The sequence below is a fragment of the uncultured Pseudoflavonifractor sp. genome (assembly GCA_904419835.1).
Classification (GTDB): Bacteria; Bacillota; Clostridia; order Oscillospirales; family Oscillospiraceae; genus Pseudoflavonifractor.
Map to the genome: position 1 here is coordinate 20,584 of CAJFTA010000101.1, position 18,026 is coordinate 38,609.

At 61.8% G+C, this 18,026-nt stretch carries 9 protein-coding genes; all 9 read left to right on the plus strand.

The genetic code is table 11. The annotated features are described in order from the left end of the window. The first annotated feature begins 31 nt into the window (after window positions 1-31). The 9 genes from QZY67_RS11790 (at window position 32) to QZY67_RS11830 (ending at window position 17,859) form a co-directional block, all read left to right on the plus strand. The gene (locus tag QZY67_RS11790) at window positions 32-9,859 is read left to right on the plus strand and encodes a sialate O-acetylesterase (protein WP_295370533.1); all 9,828 of its coding nucleotides are present in this window, start codon (window positions 32-34) and stop codon (window positions 9,857-9,859) included. 38 nt (window positions 9,860-9,897) lie between these two features. Then, complete coding sequence (locus QZY67_RS11795; protein WP_295370535.1) at window positions 9,898-10,584, plus strand: D-lyxose/D-mannose family sugar isomerase; 687 nt, start codon at window positions 9,898-9,900, stop codon at window positions 10,582-10,584. Window positions 10,585-10,587: 3 nt separating this feature from the next. Then, window positions 10,588-11,550 (plus strand): carbohydrate kinase, encoded by a 963-nt coding sequence (locus QZY67_RS11800; protein WP_295370537.1) that lies wholly within the window; start codon window positions 10,588-10,590, stop codon window positions 11,548-11,550. An 879-nt stretch (window positions 11,551-12,429) separates the two neighbouring features. Beyond that, window positions 12,430-12,546, plus strand: a complete 117-nt coding sequence (locus QZY67_RS11805; RefSeq protein WP_295370539.1) for a hypothetical protein — start codon at window positions 12,430-12,432, stop codon at window positions 12,544-12,546. A 23-nt stretch (window positions 12,547-12,569) separates the two neighbouring features. Then, complete coding sequence (locus QZY67_RS11810) at window positions 12,570-13,526, plus strand: aldo/keto reductase (RefSeq protein WP_295370541.1); 957 nt, start codon at window positions 12,570-12,572, stop codon at window positions 13,524-13,526. Between the two features lie 80 nt (window positions 13,527-13,606). Then, window positions 13,607-14,224 (plus strand): uridine kinase, encoded by a 618-nt coding sequence (gene udk / locus QZY67_RS11815; protein ID WP_295370543.1) that lies wholly within the window; start codon window positions 13,607-13,609, stop codon window positions 14,222-14,224. A 193-nt stretch (window positions 14,225-14,417) separates the two neighbouring features. Then, window positions 14,418-15,191 carry a DUF4358 domain-containing protein gene (locus QZY67_RS11820; protein WP_295370545.1) on the plus strand — a complete coding sequence of 258 codons (774 nt, stop codon included), beginning with the start codon at window positions 14,418-14,420 and terminating at the stop codon, window positions 15,189-15,191. An 89-nt stretch (window positions 15,192-15,280) separates the two neighbouring features. After that, the gene (locus QZY67_RS11825; protein ID WP_295370547.1) at window positions 15,281-16,684 is read left to right on the plus strand and encodes an MBOAT family O-acyltransferase; all 1,404 of its coding nucleotides are present in this window, start codon (window positions 15,281-15,283) and stop codon (window positions 16,682-16,684) included. A gap of 17 nt (window positions 16,685-16,701) precedes the next feature. Continuing rightward, entirely contained in the window at window positions 16,702-17,859 is a 1,158-nt protein-coding gene (locus QZY67_RS11830; protein ID WP_295370550.1) for a DHHW family protein, read from the plus strand. Window positions 17,860-18,026: the final 167 nt, after the last annotated feature.

Below are 18,026 nucleotides of genomic sequence, written 5' to 3' on the forward strand. Positions count from 1 at the left end.
TGGCGGGACTGTCGAGCAGAAGGATGGTTATGTGAACATACTGAAGGGGAACGACAAGTCCACCTCAAATGGTTCCTATACCTACCTGACGGCGGCTGTTGATATGCCGGAGACGGCGTTTACGCTGGAGGCGGCCATCCGTCTGGCCGGCGATGTAACAGGGGACCGCAGCAACGGCTTTTCTGTCCGAGTGGGCGGGTATCTCTACCATGCGTTCCTGAAATACGGGACGGCCGAACAGGGCGGCGGAATCTCCATCTACCCTGACTATAGAGAACTGGTGCCGGTGGATACCACGGTTTGGCACTACTATGCCATTGTGGCGAACCCGGAGACAAAGAGCTACGCGCTGTATGTGGACGGCGAGCAGGTGGCGGAGCACACCACGACGTGGACCATGAATGGGAGCGACCTTATTCGGTTCGGCGCCGACACGGAGGGCTACGCCAATATGGATGTCGAGACGGTCAGAGCGGGCAGCGGCGATCTCAGCAGCCTGCTTACCGCCTATGAAGGTGGGCAGGAGCAGAAGCCCAGCCTTACCTCTGTCCAGCTGTCCCAGTATGAGCAGGCGGAAAAGCAGGCTCAGACTGTCACAGTTACGGTCACGGGTGAAAATCTGAAGAATGATACGCAGATCACTGCGGCGTTGGTAAACGCCGATGGAACAGCCGAAGAGGATGTGACGGTCTCCGGCGTGTTTCAGGATAACCGGGCTGAACTCAGCCTGTCGATCCCTGACACGATAACAACAGGCACCTACTATGTGGAGGCCCGGATAGAGGGCAGCACGCTGCGTTCCCAGGCTTACACAGTAAAGGCAGACCGGGCCGACCCGCAGCTGCCCGCCTTTGCCGCAGCGGGATATACCATTGAAATGGAAAACTACCGGTACAACCCGACTGAGGAGTTCAACTTCCCCACCATTGTGGACACAAAGGAACATCCGGTGGACAATGAGCTGGGCGATTACCGCTACTACCTGTTTTATGCCCCCCATGATGCTCCGGCAGGGAACTGCGTAGCAGCGTCCAACTCTCTGGACGGCCCCTGGGTGGAGTATGAGGGGAATCCGGTAGTATCCAATAAATGGGATTCTTATTATGATGTCTCCCATGTATCCTCCCCCCATGTCATGTGGATTGACGAGCAGGACTGCTATGTCATGTATTACCATGGGCCCAATAATATTACGCGCTATGCGACCTCTTCGGATCTCCTGAACTGGACCTATGGCGGTGTGTGTATGGAGGCCGACGATTTTTCCACGGAACAGGAGGCCTATCAGCAGGCCAGCTATGCCCGCGTCTTTGAATATGAGGTGCCCGGGCTGAACAACAAGTATATTATGCTGATGATGGTCACCCACAATGGGGCAAATAACAGCTATAACAGCCACATCGGCTGGGCGTATTCCAGCGACGGAATCAGCTGGACTGCGGTGAAGGAACCTCTTGTGGATCCCGACATTAACGCGGAGCTCTATGGTCCCAATCTGTCCGGCCCATGGTTTATGCCCTGGCAAGTGGACGGTGAGACCAGGTATTTCGTCATCTGTCATGCCTCTGACGGCAATATGTATGCCTTTGAGGTAGGAGAGAAGCTGGACGAGTGTATAGAGTGGGGCCTGTTCTATGACTCTCAGGGCATAAGGAATACGGATGACCTTAATCCCGAGACCTATCCTGACTATGGCCGCGCTGGCGCGCCCTGCTTTATCCAGGATGACAATGGGAACTGGCATATGTTTTACGAGGGCGGCAAGCGCCTCCATGCCAATATTGTCCACGCCGTAGAGGTAAAGAAAGGCGAGGAGGGGCAGCTGGCCCGGGCCAGCCTGGAACTGGACGGCGCAGTTCTCCAGACCGGAGATAAGGCAGAGCCCGTGCTGCGCATTTTTGACAAAGGCAACAACAAGGTGTCTGCAGACGCGGAAGGCCTGAGCCTGACCTACCATGTCAGTGACAGCCAGGTGCTCTCTTATGAAAACGGTGTACTTACTGCTGTGGGTAAGGGAACTGCCTCTGCCTGGGTAGAGATCTCCAAGTCTGACGGCAGCACTGCTGTCAGCACCAAGGTCAGTGTTACCGTGCAGGAACAGTCCAGCCTGTGGAATCTGTTCAATGCCGGTACAGCACCCTACGGCGACAACTTCAACGTCGTGAATACGCCGGGCGGCGGAGCGGTGATGCAGAAGGCCGGCTATGTCAACATTGAAAAGGGAAATGACAAGAGCAATACAGCCACTGGAGACGCCTATACCTGGCTGACTGCCGCGCCGGCCCTGCCTGCGGATGAGGTGTTCACAGTGGAGGCCACTATCCGGCTCTCCGGCGCGGTGGACGGCGGGCGGACCAACGAATTTGCCGTCCGTATCAATGGGACCGGAAAGTACTATCCAATCTTCCTCAAATACGGGGCGGATGGCGCGGTCACAAATCAGACCAGCTTTGACAGCGCCAAAGCCCTGGACACCACTTCCTGGCATAATTATGCCCTGGTAATTAATCCGACTGCACAGCAGTACGACGTATATGTGGACGGCGAACTGGTGCTGGAGGATGTCTCCGCCCAGAACATGAGCGGCGGCAACCTGATCCGCCTGGGCGCGGACAATAAGGGCCGCTGTGATATGGACGTACTGGCTGTGCGCGTGGGCGAGGGTGACCTGAGCGAATCCCTTACCGGCTATGATGGGCCTGAGTACCCCGAGGCAGGACTGACCTCTGTGACACTCTCGCCTGAGAGCCAGGTGGAGAACACGGAACAGCAGGTGACCGTCACCGTTACCGGAGAGAACCTGGAGGATGACACCGAGGTTACCGTAACGCTGATGACCGCCAGCGGCGCAGCGGTACAGGGAGTAAGTGCCAGCGGCGTGTTTGCGGACAACCAGGCCCAGGTAGAACTGACCATCCCCGACACAGTCCCTGTGGGAAGCTACTATGTGCAGGCCGAGGCCGCGGGCAGCACGGCCCGCTCCGGCGCCTATCAGGTGACCAGCAGCCTGGAGGCCCCTGATTTCCCCGCATTTGCGGCGCTGGGCTATACCATTGAGATGACAGACTATCAGTACAACCCCACCGAGGAGTTCAACTTCCCCACCATTGTGGACACCAAGGATCACCCGGTGAGCAACAGCTTCGGCGACAACGCCTACCGCTATTATCTCTTCTACGCCCCCCACGACGCCCCTGCCGGCAACTGTGTGGCGGTGTCCAATTCCCTGTACGGCCCCTGGATTGAGTATGAGAACAACCCCGTGGTGGGCAACAAGTGGGATCCCTACTACAGCGTCTCCCACGTCTCCTCCCCTCAGGTCATGTGGATTGAGGAGCAGGGCTGCTACGTCATGTACTTCCACGGCGAGAACCCCACCACCCGCTACGCCACCTCCACGGACCTGCTCCACTGGACCTACGGCGGCGAGCTTGTCCATGCCAACGACTTCTCCAAGACCGGCAGCGGCTTCAGCGAGGCCAGCTATGCCCGCGTCTTTGAGCACACCATCCCGGAGCTGGGCAACAAGTACATCATGCTGCTGATGATCACCGGCAGCGGCAACAACATGCACCGCAATATCTACTACGCCTATTCCAACGACGGCATTACCTGGACTCCTGTCCAGGAGCCGCTGCTCAACCCCGACGAGCTGGGCCCCGAGTATAAGAACAACTTCTCCGGCCCCTGGTTTATGGAGTGGGACGGACGGTATTTCGTCATCTGCCACGCCTCCTCCGGCGAGATCTACGCCTTCGAGGTAGGGGAGAGCCTGGACCAGTGCATTGAATGGGGCGAGGTCTACAACTCTCAGGGCGTCCGCAACGTGGACGACGCCAACCCAGACGCCTATCCCGACTACGGCCGGGCCGGCGCGCCCTTCTTCATTCAGGACGACGAGGGCCGCTGGCATATGTACTATGAGGCGGGCAAGCGCCTGAACACCAACATTGTCCACGCCGTGGAGGTGCGGCCCGGCGAGGAGGACCAGCTGGCCCGCGTCGGCGTGACGCTGGACAGCGAAACCCTTACTGTGGGCGCGGCCGCTGAGCCGGAGCTGCGGATTTTCAACAAGGGCAATGAAAAGGTGGCGGCCGATACGGAGGGCCTCACCTGCACCTACCATGTGGGCGGAGCCAATCCGGACTGCGTCACCTATGACAACGGCGTGCTCACCGCCGTGAGCGCGGGCGAGGCCACCATCTGGGTGGAGGTGACCGCGCAGGACGGCTCCAAGGCCGTCAGCGATAAAATCGGGATCACCGTCAAGGAGAAGGAGGCCCTGCCCAAGGAGGTCATCATCACCAACCAGATGACCCCCAACAAGACCGCCCTCAACCTGGAACTGCCCGCCATCTTTAAGGCGGAGGGCGTTCTGGCCAACCCGATTGACAATTACTACCTCTATTTCAGCTACAACGATGAGAGCGGCGGAACCAGAAGCATCGCTCTGGCGACCGCTCCCGCACCCGAGGGCCCCTGGACCGTGTACAACGACGGGACGCCGGTGATGACCGCCCAGTCCCTCGGCGTGAGCAGCAGCGTCAACGCGCCCTGGCCCATCTGGGACGAGGACAACGACCGCATGCTGATGTATTACAGCATGGGCGCTACCGCCATCGGTGTGGCGGAGTCCACTGACGGAATCAACTTCACCAACATTCAGACCGTCTTTGAGGGGTCTGATGCCCCCGCGGGCACCCAGGCCTACCAGCAGAGCGTCTATGCGTACACCGTTGAGGGACAGGACAACAAATATGTGATGTTCTACACCGGCAACGGCTACCGCTCCGGGGACGGCACCTATACCAACGGAAAGCAGATTTTCTACGCCGTGTCCGACGACGGGCTGAACTGGACCGACTCCGGCAAGGTGCTCCAGTATCCCGATTCCGGCGACAAGGGGAACATTGCCTCTCCCCGGCTGATGATCAGAGACGGCGAGCCCTATGTGGTCTACCACAATTCCAACGGCAACCTGGGCTACTCCCTGCTCAGCGATGATTTCTCCACCGCGAGCCGGCAGGGACGGCTCTACGACTCCACAGACGGCGAACCCGATCGGGGCCGCGCCGCCGACGCCTGCTTCCTGCAGGAGGGGGAGAACCTCTACCTCTATTATACGGCCCGCTCCAACAAGGCAAAGAACGAGGAGGACGCCTCCCTGCTCGTCTGCCGGAAGCTGGCCGGCGGCAGCGGCCAGGAGGAGATCCTCTTCCAGGACGATTTCAACGACGGGAACGCCGACGGCTGGGAAGTGGACAGCGGAACCTGGACCGTCACGGACAGCACCTATACCCAGAGCGCCGCTTCCGGCGGTGCGATGACCTTTGCCGGCGACGCCGCCTGGAGCAATTATGAGGTGGAAGTCAAGGTGACGCCCACCGAGACCAGCAAGAGCATTGCCGTGATGGTGAGCGGCCGGGCGGACGGCACCCAGAACCGCTATATCGGCGCTTACAACGGCGGCAAGCTGATGATTGACCGGCGGATCAGCGGCGGCAGCGCCATTCTGGCCCAGAAGGAATACACCATGGAGCTGGGGCAGACCTATACGCTGAAAATGACCTTCTCCGGCGACAACATCGCGCTGTATGTCAACGGCGTAAAGGAGCTGGAAACTGTGGATGACACTCATACCTCTGGCAAAATCGGCCTTGCAACCTACAATACGGCCGCCAGCTTTGACGACGTGATTGTCCGGGCCGTGAATGGAGCGCCCGAGCCCTCCGAGGACCTGACTGTGGAGGACTTCGGCGACCACCAGGTGGTCCAGAGAGACGCGGAGAACAAGAATGCGGTTATCACGGTCAACGGCACTGTGACCGCCGAGGGCGCGGAGAAGGTGGAGGCCCGGGTTATGGCCTATGACGCCGACGACGGCGCCGCCGCCGTGGTGGACTGGACCGAGATGTCCGCCGATCTCTCCGCCGGCACATGGGGCGGCAGTCTGACCGTACCCCAGGGCGGGTGGTACCGCCTGGAGGTCCGGGCCAGCGGCGCTGACGGCCAGGTGCTCGAGCAGACCGCAGGCGCCCACAAGTGGGGCGTTGGCATCAACATCCTGTGCATCGGCCAGTCCAACATGGTGGGCCAGGCCCAGGACAAGCCCCGCACCGAGGCCAACGACCTGGTGGCCAACTACACCCGCTCCGGGCAGTGGACCCACCTGGTGGATCCCTACGACGGCGCCGGCGGCTCCCTTGTCCCCGCGCTGGGCAACAGCCTGGTGGAGAAGCTGGGGATCCCCGTGGGCTTTATCCCCGCGGCCGACTCCGGCTCCGGCCTCCACGCCCCCAACGTGGGCCACGCGGAAACCCGCTACTGGATGTACTACAACGCTGAAAATCCCGGCGACACCACCACGCTGTACGGCAAGGCCCTTACCCGCGCCAAGGCCGCGGGCGGCGTGGAGCTGATGGTGTGGAATCAGGGCGAGACCGACGGACGCCTGATGATCGCCGAGGAGACCTACGAGCAGGACATGAAGACCCTGCTTGCCCGCTTCCGCACGGACCTGGGAGACGAGAGCATTCCCATGTTCCTCTGCCAGATCGGAACCCACGACGAAAACATCTCCAACGACGCGGCCTACACCGCCATCCGCAACGCCCAGCACGATCTGGACGACGGGGAGAACTTCTTCCTGGCCGCCACTGAGATGGAGTTTGCCCGCAAGGACACCGCGCACTACACCCAGCCCGGCCTGGACGAGATCGGCCGCCGGGTGGCCAACAGCATCCTGTACTATTACGGCCAGTCCGACTACTACCGCGGCCCCTATATCACCGGCGCGGAGTATGTGGACGGAGACCGCTCCGTGGTGGACGTGAACATCGCCCACCGGGGCGGCAGCGACATCGTGACCCAGGGCCAGATCACCGGCTTCACCGTCCTGGACGGCATGGACGAGGTGGAGATCACCTCCACCGTGCGGCAGGACAGCGACACCATCCGCCTGACCCTGGCCCAGCCTGTGTCCTCCAGCGGCCGGGTGCGGTATCTCTACGGGCTGAACCCCGAGCACAGCAACATTGCCAAGGACAACACCCCGCTGCAGCTGCCTGTGGAGAACACCACCTCCGACATCCTCATCAGCGGCGACGAGATGCCCAAGTGGGACCTGATGGACCACGCCATGGCGCCCGACTGGACGGCGGACGGCTGGCGCTCCTCCACAAAGACGGGCAGCATCACCCAGCAGGACGAGTATGTCAACATCAGCAAGCCCAATGAGAGCGGCACCGGCAGCCAGAAGCTCTATCACTGGGTGGTATCTCCCACGACCCTGGCCCTGCCCAGAGACGGCTTTACCCTCCAGGTAGAGGCCAGAGTGGCCGGCATGGTGGACGAGCAGGCCAATGAAATTGCCGTACGCATGGGCATGGACGCCAACGACGCCAACGGCAAGATTGCCTCCATCTTCCTGGGCTACGGCGAGGACGGCTTTGTCAGCACCACCACCGCAGGGAACAGCCGCTTCACCATGCCGCTGGACACCACGGTGTGGCACACCTTCAGCATGGTGGTCCGCCTGGACGAGGGCGCGTATGTCTTCGACCTCTATGTGGACAACCAGCTGGCCTTTGAGAACGTGCCCCTCAATACCTACAAGGGCGGCGACCTGATCCGCCTGGGCGCGGACAACGGCGGCCGCTGCAACCTGGACGTGAAGCATGTCCGCCTGGGCACCGGCGAGGTCCTGCCCGACGGCGTATCCCCTGCCCGCGTCACCAAAGTCACCCTCTCGGAAGAGAGCCAGAAGGAGACTGAGAGCAGGCTCCTGGACGTGACCGTCGCCGGAACCGGCTTTGCCGACGGCGAAACGGTAACGCTCACGCTGGTGAACAAGTACTATCAGGCTGTGGAGGACGTAGACGCCGTGGTGGCCAGCTTTACGGACAACACTGCCCGGGCTCAGATTACCATCCCCAGCGGACTGGACGCCACAACCTATTATGTAAAGGCCGAGGCCAACGGCCGGGTGCGCTATTCCGGCGCCTACACTGTGGAGGCCGACCGTGCCGCGCCCGTATTCCCGCAGTTCACCGCTCAGGGCTATACCATTGAGATGGAGGACTACATCTATAACCCCACCCAGGAGTTCAACTTCCCCACCATTGTGGACACCAAGGACCACCCGGTGAGCAACGAGCTGGGCGACTACCGCTATTACCTGTTCTACGCCCCCCACGACGCCCCCGCTGGCAACTGCGTGGCGGCGTCCAACTCCCTGGACGGCCCCTGGGTGGAGTACGAGGGCAACCCGGTGGTGGGCAACACGTGGGATCCCTACTATGATGTCTCCCACGTGTCCTCGCCCTACGTCATGTGGCTGGAGGAGAAGGGCTGCTACATCATGTACTTCCATGGTGAAAATCCCGTCACCCGCTATGCGCTTTCTGACGACCTGATCCACTGGGAGTATGGCGGCGAGTGCCTCAGAGCCACGGATTTCCGCAGCGACGGCGGTGAGGCCAGCTATGCCCGTGTCTTTGAGCACACCATCCCGGAGCTTGGCAACAAGTACATCATGCTGCTGATGATCAGCCCCACCGGCGGCTTCAGCGACAAGAACCGTGACATCTGCTGGGCCTATTCCGACAACGGCACGGACTGGACCGCAGTTCAGGAGCCTCTGCTGGATCCCACCATGAACGACGAGTACCAGGGAAATTTCTCCGGCCCCTGGTTCATGCCCTGGGAGGTGAACGGTGAGGAGCGCTACTTCGTCATCTGCCACGCCTCCTCCGGCAATATGTACGCCTTTGAGGTGGGCGAGAGCCTGAACGAGTGCATTGAGTGGGGCGTGTTCTACGACTCCAACGATTCCACCAACCCCGACGATGCGGAGGATGAGAGCGCCTATCCCGACTACGGCCGCGCCGGAGCGCCCTGCTTCATTCAGGACGACGAGGGCCGCTGGCACATGTTCTACGAGGGCGGCAAGCGGCTCCATGCCAATATCGTCCACGCCACCGCCCCTGCCCCCGCGCCTGAGACGCCCGACATTGTCCAGCCCGGGATCACCACCAAGGTGGAGACTCTGCCGGACGGCAGCAGGCTCGTTACGCAAACGGACCTGGAGAGCGGCGCGATCACGGAGATACTGACCATGCCCAACGGCGTGAAGGCGCGGACCACGGTCACAGAGGCGGGCGAGGCCCAGAGCCGGATTACCATCCCCGACGGGGTGAATGGCGCCGTGGTGGAGCTCCCCGCCGGAAACGGCAACGTGGCAATCCGGGTCAATGAGGACGGCACCGAGACCGTGCTCCCCATCGCCTGCATCGAAAATGGACGCGCCCGCATCTGGCTGGAGGACTCCGCTGTTGTCCGGTTTGAAGCGCGGACGGTCTCCTTCGCTGACATTGCCGACGGGGAGATCCGGGCGGCTGCGGAGCAGCTGGCCGCGCAGGGCATCTTCGCCGGCACCGGCGGCGGGAACTTCACGCCCGGCCTGCCTGTGGACCGCGCCACTCTGGTGACCGTGCTCTACCGGCTGGACGGAATGAAAAAGCCGGAAACGGCCCCCAACTTTGTAGACGTGGCGGCCGGTGTGTGGTATGCTGATGCCGTGGCCTGGTGCCAGGGCGCCGGTGTGACCAACGGCGTCGGCGGCGGGCGCTTTGCGCCTGACGTGCCCCTGACCTGGGAGCAGACGGCCCTTATGCTCTACCGGTACGCCCAGACCTTCGGCGCGGCCAAGCCCGCCGGCGAAGGCATCACCGAGCGCCAGGCGGCCCTTCAGTGGTGCGCCGCAAATGGCGTGGGCGCTGCCGAAAATCCGGGCAGAGCCGTCAATCGCGGTCAGCTCGCCCTGATTGTACAGCACTATATCAAAGCCCTGGTGGGCTGAGTATGAAGTCCCCGGGCCGGGGGGGGGGGGTATGTATTATGAAACGATCGGAGATCAATGCAGTCCTGCGGGACGCCGTGGAGTTTTGCCGGAAGATGAACTTCCAGCTGCCGCCCTGGGCCTACTGGAGCCCGGAGGACTGGGCCAAGGCCGGGCACGAGTGCGACGAGATACGGGACAATATGCTGGGCTGGGACATTACGGACTACGGCCACGGGAAGTTCCGTGAGATCGGCCTGGCGCTCTTCACCATCCGCAACGGAAACCTCCACAACAGCAAGTACAAAAAGCCCTACGCCGAGAAGCTGCTTATCTCCCAGGAGGACCAGCTCTCCCCCAACCACTTCCACTGGAGCAAGATGGAGGACATCATCAACCGGGGCGGCGGCAACCTGATGGTCCAGGTCTGGAATTCCACCGAGGATGAGGAGCTGGCCGATACGCCGGTCACGGTTCACCTGGACGGCGTGGAGAAGACGGTGCCCGCCGCCACGGTGCTCCGCCTGACCCCCGGCATGAGCATCACCCTGCCCCAGCGGCAGTACCACGCATTTTGGGCGGAGCGGGGCCACGGCCCGGTGCTCATCGGCGAGGTGTCCATGACCAACGACGATAACGTGGACAACCGGTTCTATGAGACCCAGGGCCGGTTCCCCACCATCGAGGAGGACGAGGCGCCCCTCTACCTGCTGTGCAACGAGTACCCCGCGGCGAGGGAGAGCTGAGCCATGAAGCATTACGATGTGGCGGTGCTGGGCGAGGCGCTGATTGATTTTACCGAGTACGGAACCGTGGACGGCGGCGGGCGCCTCTTTGAGCAGAACCCGGGCGGCGCGCCCGCCAACGTGGCCTGCGCGGTGAGCCGTCTGGGGGGGCGGGCCGCCTTCCTGGGCAAGGTGGGCGCGGACATGCACGGCCGTTTTCTGCGGGACACCCTGGCGGGGGAGGGGGTGGACGTGTCCGGCATGGTGCTGGACGAGTCCGTCTTTACCACCCTGGCCTTTGTGGCCCTCAGCGGCACGGGGGAGCGGAGCTTCAGCTTTGCCCGCAAGCCGGGGGCGGACACCTGCCTGCGGCGGGAGGAGGTCTGCAAGGATGTGCTGGAAAACTGCGGCATCCTCCACGTGGGCTCCCTCTCCCTGACGGACGAGCCGGCCCGGAGCGCCACGCTCTGGGCGGTGGAGCAGGTCAGGGCCCGGGGCGGGGCCGTGGCCTACGACCCCAACTACCGCGCCTCCCTCTGGCGGGACGAGGAGAGTGCCCGGAAGCAGATGCGCAGCCTGGTGCCCATGGCGGACTACATCAAAATCTCCGACGAGGAGACGGAGCTGCTCACCGGACACAGCAGTCCCAGAGAAGCGGCCCGGGCGCTGCTGGAGCAGGGCGTCTGCTGCGCGGCGGTGACCCTGGGCGAGGAAGGGGCGCTCATCGCCGCCAGGGACGGGATGGCGGTTGTGCCCGGCTGCGCCGCCAAATGGGTGGTGGATACCACCGGCGCGGGGGACGCCTTCTGGGGCGCCTTCCTCACACAGGTGGCCGGCAGCGGGCTGTCCCCCAGAGAGGTGACGCTGGAAAAGGCGGCGGAATTCGCCCGGTTTGCCAATGCCGCCGCCAGCCTGTGCATCGGCCGCCGGGGGGCGATTCCCGCCCTGCCTTCCCTGGCTGAGGTAAAGGAACGGATGGAGAAATAAATCGGGAAAACGGCACAGCGCCGCGGACAACTTGTTGTCCGCGGCGCTGTCTTATATATGCTGTTTCTGCCCGTAGCAGGCGTTGGGGCATGCGGGTGTAAACCACGCCGCCCAGGACGGGAAAGAATTTGCGGAGGGCCGGATGGATGCGGCCCGGGGCGGATCAGAACTGAATTTTTCCATTGCGATTGCCACCGGTCATGCGGAGAGGCGGAACAAAGTATCCTGACACTCTTTTCCGGCGTGCCCAGGGTAACAATGGCGGTCTGGCAGTGGTTTGCTCAGGCGGACTGCACCTCATCCATATAGGCGGCAATCGGGGCCTCCGCCTCGGCGGCTGTGGCTGTTATCTCATTGATATTCTGACAGAGCTGTGATTTTCTTATTTCCGGGGCCCCCGGTTCAATTTGGAATGATACCCTTTTTCGCCGGCAGTGCGCACCTGCCGGCGGCACAGACAGGAAGCTGTTACAGCTGTACCATCTGCTGAATATTAAGGTGCCGGAGCAAGAGATAGTTTACAGCGGATTCGTCATTATAATTCAAAATCATAACTAATTATACAAAGATAAGTTTTATAAAAAATGGAATGAGACACAAATTGCAATTGGCGGATAAAAAGTTGATTAAGTAAAAAATCATGCTATAATAATTGAAAAATAAAAAGCAAAAAAGAATAAAATCAAAATTTGTATTGCTTTTAGAGATACAATCGGTGCACCTGCACCTGAAAAAGTGCAGAGAGAAAGGGCGGCGCTATGGCCTTCAAGTATCTCCAGCCGGCGGCCCGGCTTAGACGAAACTCGCCCGGGGAACCTTTCAGACAAGCTGCCTGCTGAGCGGGAGCTGCCCCGAATTTATTCAGTCAGCCGCCAGACAGTGCGGCAGGCCCTGGACAAACTGTTGGAGCTGGGGCGCATTGAAAAACGGCGGGGCAGCGAATCCAGAGTGCTGAAGCGGATGGAGGGGCGGCTGGTTCGCAAGGAGAGCGGCTGAGCAGGAGAAACAGGGGGAATACCATGAAATACGGAACCATTTCCGGGCTGGATAAGCCTGTGTCCCGGCTGGTGCTGGGCTGCGCGGACCTGAAGGACACCGCGCTGCTGGACGCGGCGCTGGATGCGGGCGTCAATGCCTTTGACACGGCCCATGTATACGGCGGCAGCGAGGCGCTGCTGGGCCGCTGGCTGAAGGGCAGGGATTTGAGCAGGCTGGTGATTGAGACCAAGGGCTGCCATCCCGGCCCCCTGCGGCCCGACCGGGTGACCCCGGCCTGCCTGGTGAAGGATGTGGAGGAATCTCTGCGCCGGCTGGGCGTGGACTGCATCGACCTGTTCCTGCTCCACCGGGACAGCCGCCGGTCGGAGGCGGGGGAGCTTGTGGAGACCCTCAACCATCTGCGGAAGCAGGGCAAGATCCGGGCCTTCGGCGGATCCAACTGGACGGCGGAGCGGATTCGGGAGGCCAACGGCTACGCCGCCGCCCACGGACTGACACCCTTTACGGTCTCCTCGCCTCACTTCGGCCTGGCCTGCCAGGTCCGGGATCCCTGGGGCGGCGGCGCGGGCTGCGTCACCCTGACGGGGGAGGGGCAGGAGCGGGAGCGGGCCTGGTACCGGGAGAGCGGCACGGCGGTGCTGGCCTTCTCCAGCCTGGCCCGGGGGCTGCTGTCGGGCAAAATCTCCGCCGCCGACCCCGGCCGGGCGGACAAGGTGGACGCCGCCGGCCGGCGGGGGTACGACTGCCCGGAGAACTGGGAGCGGCTGCGCCGGGCGGAGGCCCTGGCAGAGGAGAAGGGCTGCACGGTGGCCCAGCTCTCCCTGGCCTGGCTCTTCCACCAGGGCATGAACGCCTACGCTGTCTTCAGCACCGGCAGCCCGGCGCGCATCGCCGCCAACTGCGGCGCGCTGGAGGTGGTCCTCACCCCGGCGGAGTGCCGGTGGCTGAATCTGGAGGAGCATGACCGCGCTGTCTGACAAATATGAGCAAAACGCCTTCCCACCGGGGCGGGAAATATGGTATACTGAGTCGAGAACAAAAAAGGGGGAAACCCAGGATGAAGACCATGGTGATCGGCATCGCCGGCGGCACCGGCTCCGGCAAGACCACCCTGACCCGGCACCTTGTGGAGAGCTTCGGCGGCAATATTTCGGTGGTGTACCACGACAACTACTATAAGGCCCACCCCAATATGACCTACGAGGAGCGGGCGGCCCTGAACTACGACCACCCCGACGCCTTTGACACCGACCTGATGGTGGAGGACCTGCGCACCCTCTGCGCCGGCAAGACCATCCACTGCCCGGTCTACGACTACACCATCCACAACCGCTCCTCCGAGACGGTGGAGGTCAGGCCCACCAAGGTGGTCATTGTGGAGGGCATCCTCATCTTTGAGAACAAGGCGCTGCGGGACCTGATGGACATCAAGATCTTTGTGGATACCGACGCCGACGTGCGCATTCTCCGCCGGATTCTCCGGGACGTGAAGGAGCGGGGTAGAAGCCTGGACAGCGTCATCGACCAGTATCTCACCACCGTCAAGCCCATGCACGAGCAGTTTGTCCAGCCCTCCCGGCAGTACGCCGACATTGTGGTGCTGGACGGCGGCCACAACCTGGTGGCCCTGGAGATGATCACCCAGCGGATTAAAAGCCATGTGGAGGAGCCGTAAGGCTCCGCGGAACAGACAGCCCAGCCGCCCCCGGGGGAGAACGGCCATCCCCCGGGGGCGGCTTGTCCCGTTAAAAGGTTTTTTGACGGGCGGGGGAACTTTTTGCCTTTCCGGTCCGTCAAAGACTGCGGTTTCCCGCAAGGGGCGTGCACGCCCCGGTTGATATTTTATTTGTCAAAGGAGTTTATGCAATATGAATAAGAAGCTTCTCGCCCTGGCCCTCTCCGGGGCCCTGACCCTGTCGCTGCTGACTGCCTGCGGCAGCCCTGACGCCGAGGGCTCCACGCCCCCCGCCAGCACGCCCCCTGCCACCGAGAGCCTGACGCCCTCCCCCTCCCCCTCGCCGGAGGCCACCCCCAGCGAGACCCCTGAGCCCACCGAGAGCCCGGAGCCCAGCGAGACCCCCGAGTCCTCTGAGAGCGTTCAGCCCAGCGAGAGTCAGAAGCCCTCTGAGAGCCCCGCGCCCAGCGAGAGCCAGAAGCCCTCTGAGAGCCCCGCGCCCAGCGAGAGCCAGAAGCCTGCTGAGAGCCCTGCGCCCAGCGAGAGCCAGAAGCCCTCTGAAACGCCCGCGCCCAGCGAGAGCCCCTCCGCCTCCGTGGTCCAGTCCATCTGGAACCAGGTGTCCGGCCTGGAGCGGCCTGAGATGATGGACCTGGACGCCGCCCTGCTCTCCGACCTGTACGGCATCGACCCCGCCGATCTGGTGGAGTTCGTGGCCAAGATGCCCCTGGTAAGCGCCAATATCAACGAGTTCCTCATTGCCCAGTGCGCCCCCGGCCGGGTGGACGCGGTGAAGGCCGCCTGCGAGTCCCGGCTGGCCACCCTGCAGAGCAGCGCAAGCCAGTACCCCGAGACTGCGGAGCTGCTGGAGAACTACAAGCTGGTCACCAGCGGCGATTACATCCTCTTCTGCATTGACGGGAACGCCGACGCCATGGTGGAGGCCTTCAATACCTACGCAAAATGACGGGTGACGGCGGCCCAATCCGGGCAGACTATTGACAAAAAGGCGGGACGGGGTGCGTCTCCGCCTGAGATCCGGCAGGAGGGTTTGGTTTGGTATTTTCCAGTGTTCTGTTTTTGTTCTACTATTTTCCGGTTGTTCTGCTCATCCACTATCTCTCGCCGGTAAAATGGCGCAATGCGGTTTTGCTGGTGTTCAACCTGATTTTTTACGGCTGGGGAGAACCGATTTACATTCTGCTCATGGTGTTTACCATCGTGGTGGACTATGCCGACGGGCTTCTGGTGGGCCGCTTTAAGGCACAGGGACGGGACGGCGCGGCCAGGATAGCAGTGGCGGCAGCCATCGTGATCAATCTGGCCCTGCTGTTCTTCTTCAAGTACTGGGACTTTATCGCGGGCAGCCTGGCGGCTGTGGGGCTGAACTTCATGCCCAAGCTGGGCCTGCGCCTGCCCATCGGAATCTCCTTCTATACGTTCCAGACCATGACGTATCCGGTGGATGTCTACCGGGGAGATGCCAGGCCCCAGCGCAGCCTGGTCCGCTTTGGCACCTTTGTCACCCTCTTCCCTCAGCTCATCGCCGGCCCCATCCTGAAGTACAAGGAGCTGGCCGACCAGGTGGACGAGCGGAGCTGGAGCGTGGAGCAGTTTGCCTCCGGCGTACAGGTCTTTGTTGTGGGCCTTGCCAAAAAGGTATTGCTGGCCAATAACATCGGCATGCTGTGGGAGTCCTATAAGGCCATGGACCCCAGCCAGCTGACTGTGGCCGGGGCCTGGCTGGGTGTGCTGGCCTTTGCGCTCCAGATCTACTTCGACTTCTCCGGCTACTCGGATATGGCGGTGGGCATGGGCCGGATGCTGGGCTTTGAGTTCCTGCGCAACTTTGACTACCCCTACATCTCCAAATCCATCACAGAGTTCTGGCGGCGGTGGCATATTTCCCTTGGCTCCTGGTTCCGGGAATACGTGTATATCCCCATGGGAGGAAACCGGGTGGGCCGCCTCCGGCTGTGCTTCAACCTGATGGTGGTGTGGGGCCTGACGGGCATCTGGCATGGCGCCAGCTGGAACTTCCTCCTCTGGGGACTGTACTTTGGCGTGCTCATCATAGCGGAGAAGCTCTTCCTCCTGAAATGGATCGAGAAGTGGCCCGCCGCATGCCAGCACCTGTACACGCTCTTCCTGGTACTGGTGAGCTGGGCCATTTTCGGCCTGGAGGACTTCGGCCAGATGGTGGGCTATATGCAGGCCATGTTCGGCGGCGCCGCCGGAGGACTGGCGGACGGCACCTTTGGCTATTATCTGCGCTCCTACCTGCCCATGCTGGTCATCGGCGGCGTGGCTTCGGTGCCTCTGGCCCGGAAGCTGTGGGACAGACTCCCCAAAAAGGCGGAAAAGATTGTGCTCCCCGTGCTGCTGCTGGCCGGCCTGGTGCTGTGCACCGCCTATCTGGTGGACTCCACCTATAATCCCTTTATCTACTTCAACTTCTGAGTCAGGAGGACCATGAAATGAGTAAACGGTACTGTATTTTTCTCACCGCGCTGTTCTGCGTATTTCTGGGCGTGCTGACCATGGCGTCCGCGCTGGCGCCCGACCGGGAGACCTCCGAGCTGGAGAACCGTTCCCTTCAGCAGCTGCCAACCCTTACTGCCTCTGATTTCAAGCTGGCCTGGCCGGTGGAGAACAGCGGCAGCTTCTTTAACGGCACCTTCATGAAAGAATTTGAGACCTACTGCAACGACCAGTTTATCCTCCGGGACAGCTGGGTGGCCCTCAAGTCCTCCTCCGAGCGGGCGGTGGGCAAGCAGGAGAACAACGGCGTCTACTTCTGCGATCAGGACACCCTCATCTCCCGCTTTGACCAGCCCGACCAGAAGCGGGTGGACACCAACGTGGGCTACGTGAACCAGTTTGTGGCCAACGCCGGCGTGCCGGTGTACATGTCCCTCATCCCCGGCGCCGCCACCATCTGGGCCGACCGTCTGCCCGAGGGCGCCCCCAACGCCGACCAGAAGGCGATCATTGACGGTATCCAGGCCAGCAGCGACGCCATCTGGTACGACAGCTATCAGCAGCTGTGGGACCATAAGGACGAGGATATCTTCTACCGCACCGACCACCATTGGACCAGCCTGGGCGCCTATTACGGCTATGTCTCTCTTATGAACGCCCTGGGCATGGAGCCGGTGCCCCTGGAAAACTACACCAAGCAGACCGTGTCCGACAGCTTCTACGGCACTGTGTTCTCCAGCTCCGGCGTCCGCTGGGTGGAGCCCGACAGCATCGACATCTATGTCCCCGACCCCGGCGTGGAGGTCACCTCCTGGTTCACCGGCGAGCCTGTGGAGGGCGCTCTGTACAACTGGGACAAGCTGGACATCAAGGACAAGTACACCTTCTTCATGGGCGGCAACCAGTCCCTGGGCGTCATCAAGAACCCCAACGTGGACGGCCCCAAGATCCTCATCCTGCGGGACTCCTACACCGACAGCCTGGTGCCCTTCCTGACAGAGCATTTCTCTGAGATCCACCTCGTCGACCTGCGCTACTACCGCTACTCCATCCCCCAGTATATCAAGGACAACGGCATCGACATGGCGGTGGTGCTGTACAGCGTGTCCAACTTCGTCACCGACACCAACCTGTTCACCCTCCGCCAGCCCTGAGCGACCGGCGTTTGGCAGGCGCTCACAGTTTAAACATCAAAAAAGGACGGACGCACCGCGTCCGTCCTTTCAGCGTGTCGAAAAACCTCCCAGAAGAGGAAGCCTCGCAGAGTTCCGTCATCCGCAGATGACGGAATCAAATGAAAATCCGTCATTTTCGGGGACAT

Bases quoted from the DNA above. Each gene is read 5' to 3' on its own strand.
- QZY67_RS11795 (WP_295370535.1), top strand. From the start codon at position 9,898: ATGAAACGATCGGAGATCAATGCAGTCCTGCGGGACGCCGTGGAGTTT.
- QZY67_RS11830 (WP_295370550.1), top strand. From the start codon at position 16,702: ATGAGTAAACGGTACTGTATTTTTCTCACCGCGCTGTTCTGCGTATTT.
- QZY67_RS11820 (WP_295370545.1), top strand. From the start codon at position 14,418: ATGAATAAGAAGCTTCTCGCCCTGGCCCTCTCCGGGGCCCTGACCCTG.
- QZY67_RS11810 (WP_295370541.1), top strand. From the start codon at position 12,570: ATGAAATACGGAACCATTTCCGGGCTGGATAAGCCTGTGTCCCGGCTG.
- udk (WP_295370543.1), top strand. From the start codon at position 13,607: ATGAAGACCATGGTGATCGGCATCGCCGGCGGCACCGGCTCCGGCAAG.
- QZY67_RS11800 (WP_295370537.1), top strand. From the start codon at position 10,588: ATGAAGCATTACGATGTGGCGGTGCTGGGCGAGGCGCTGATTGATTTT.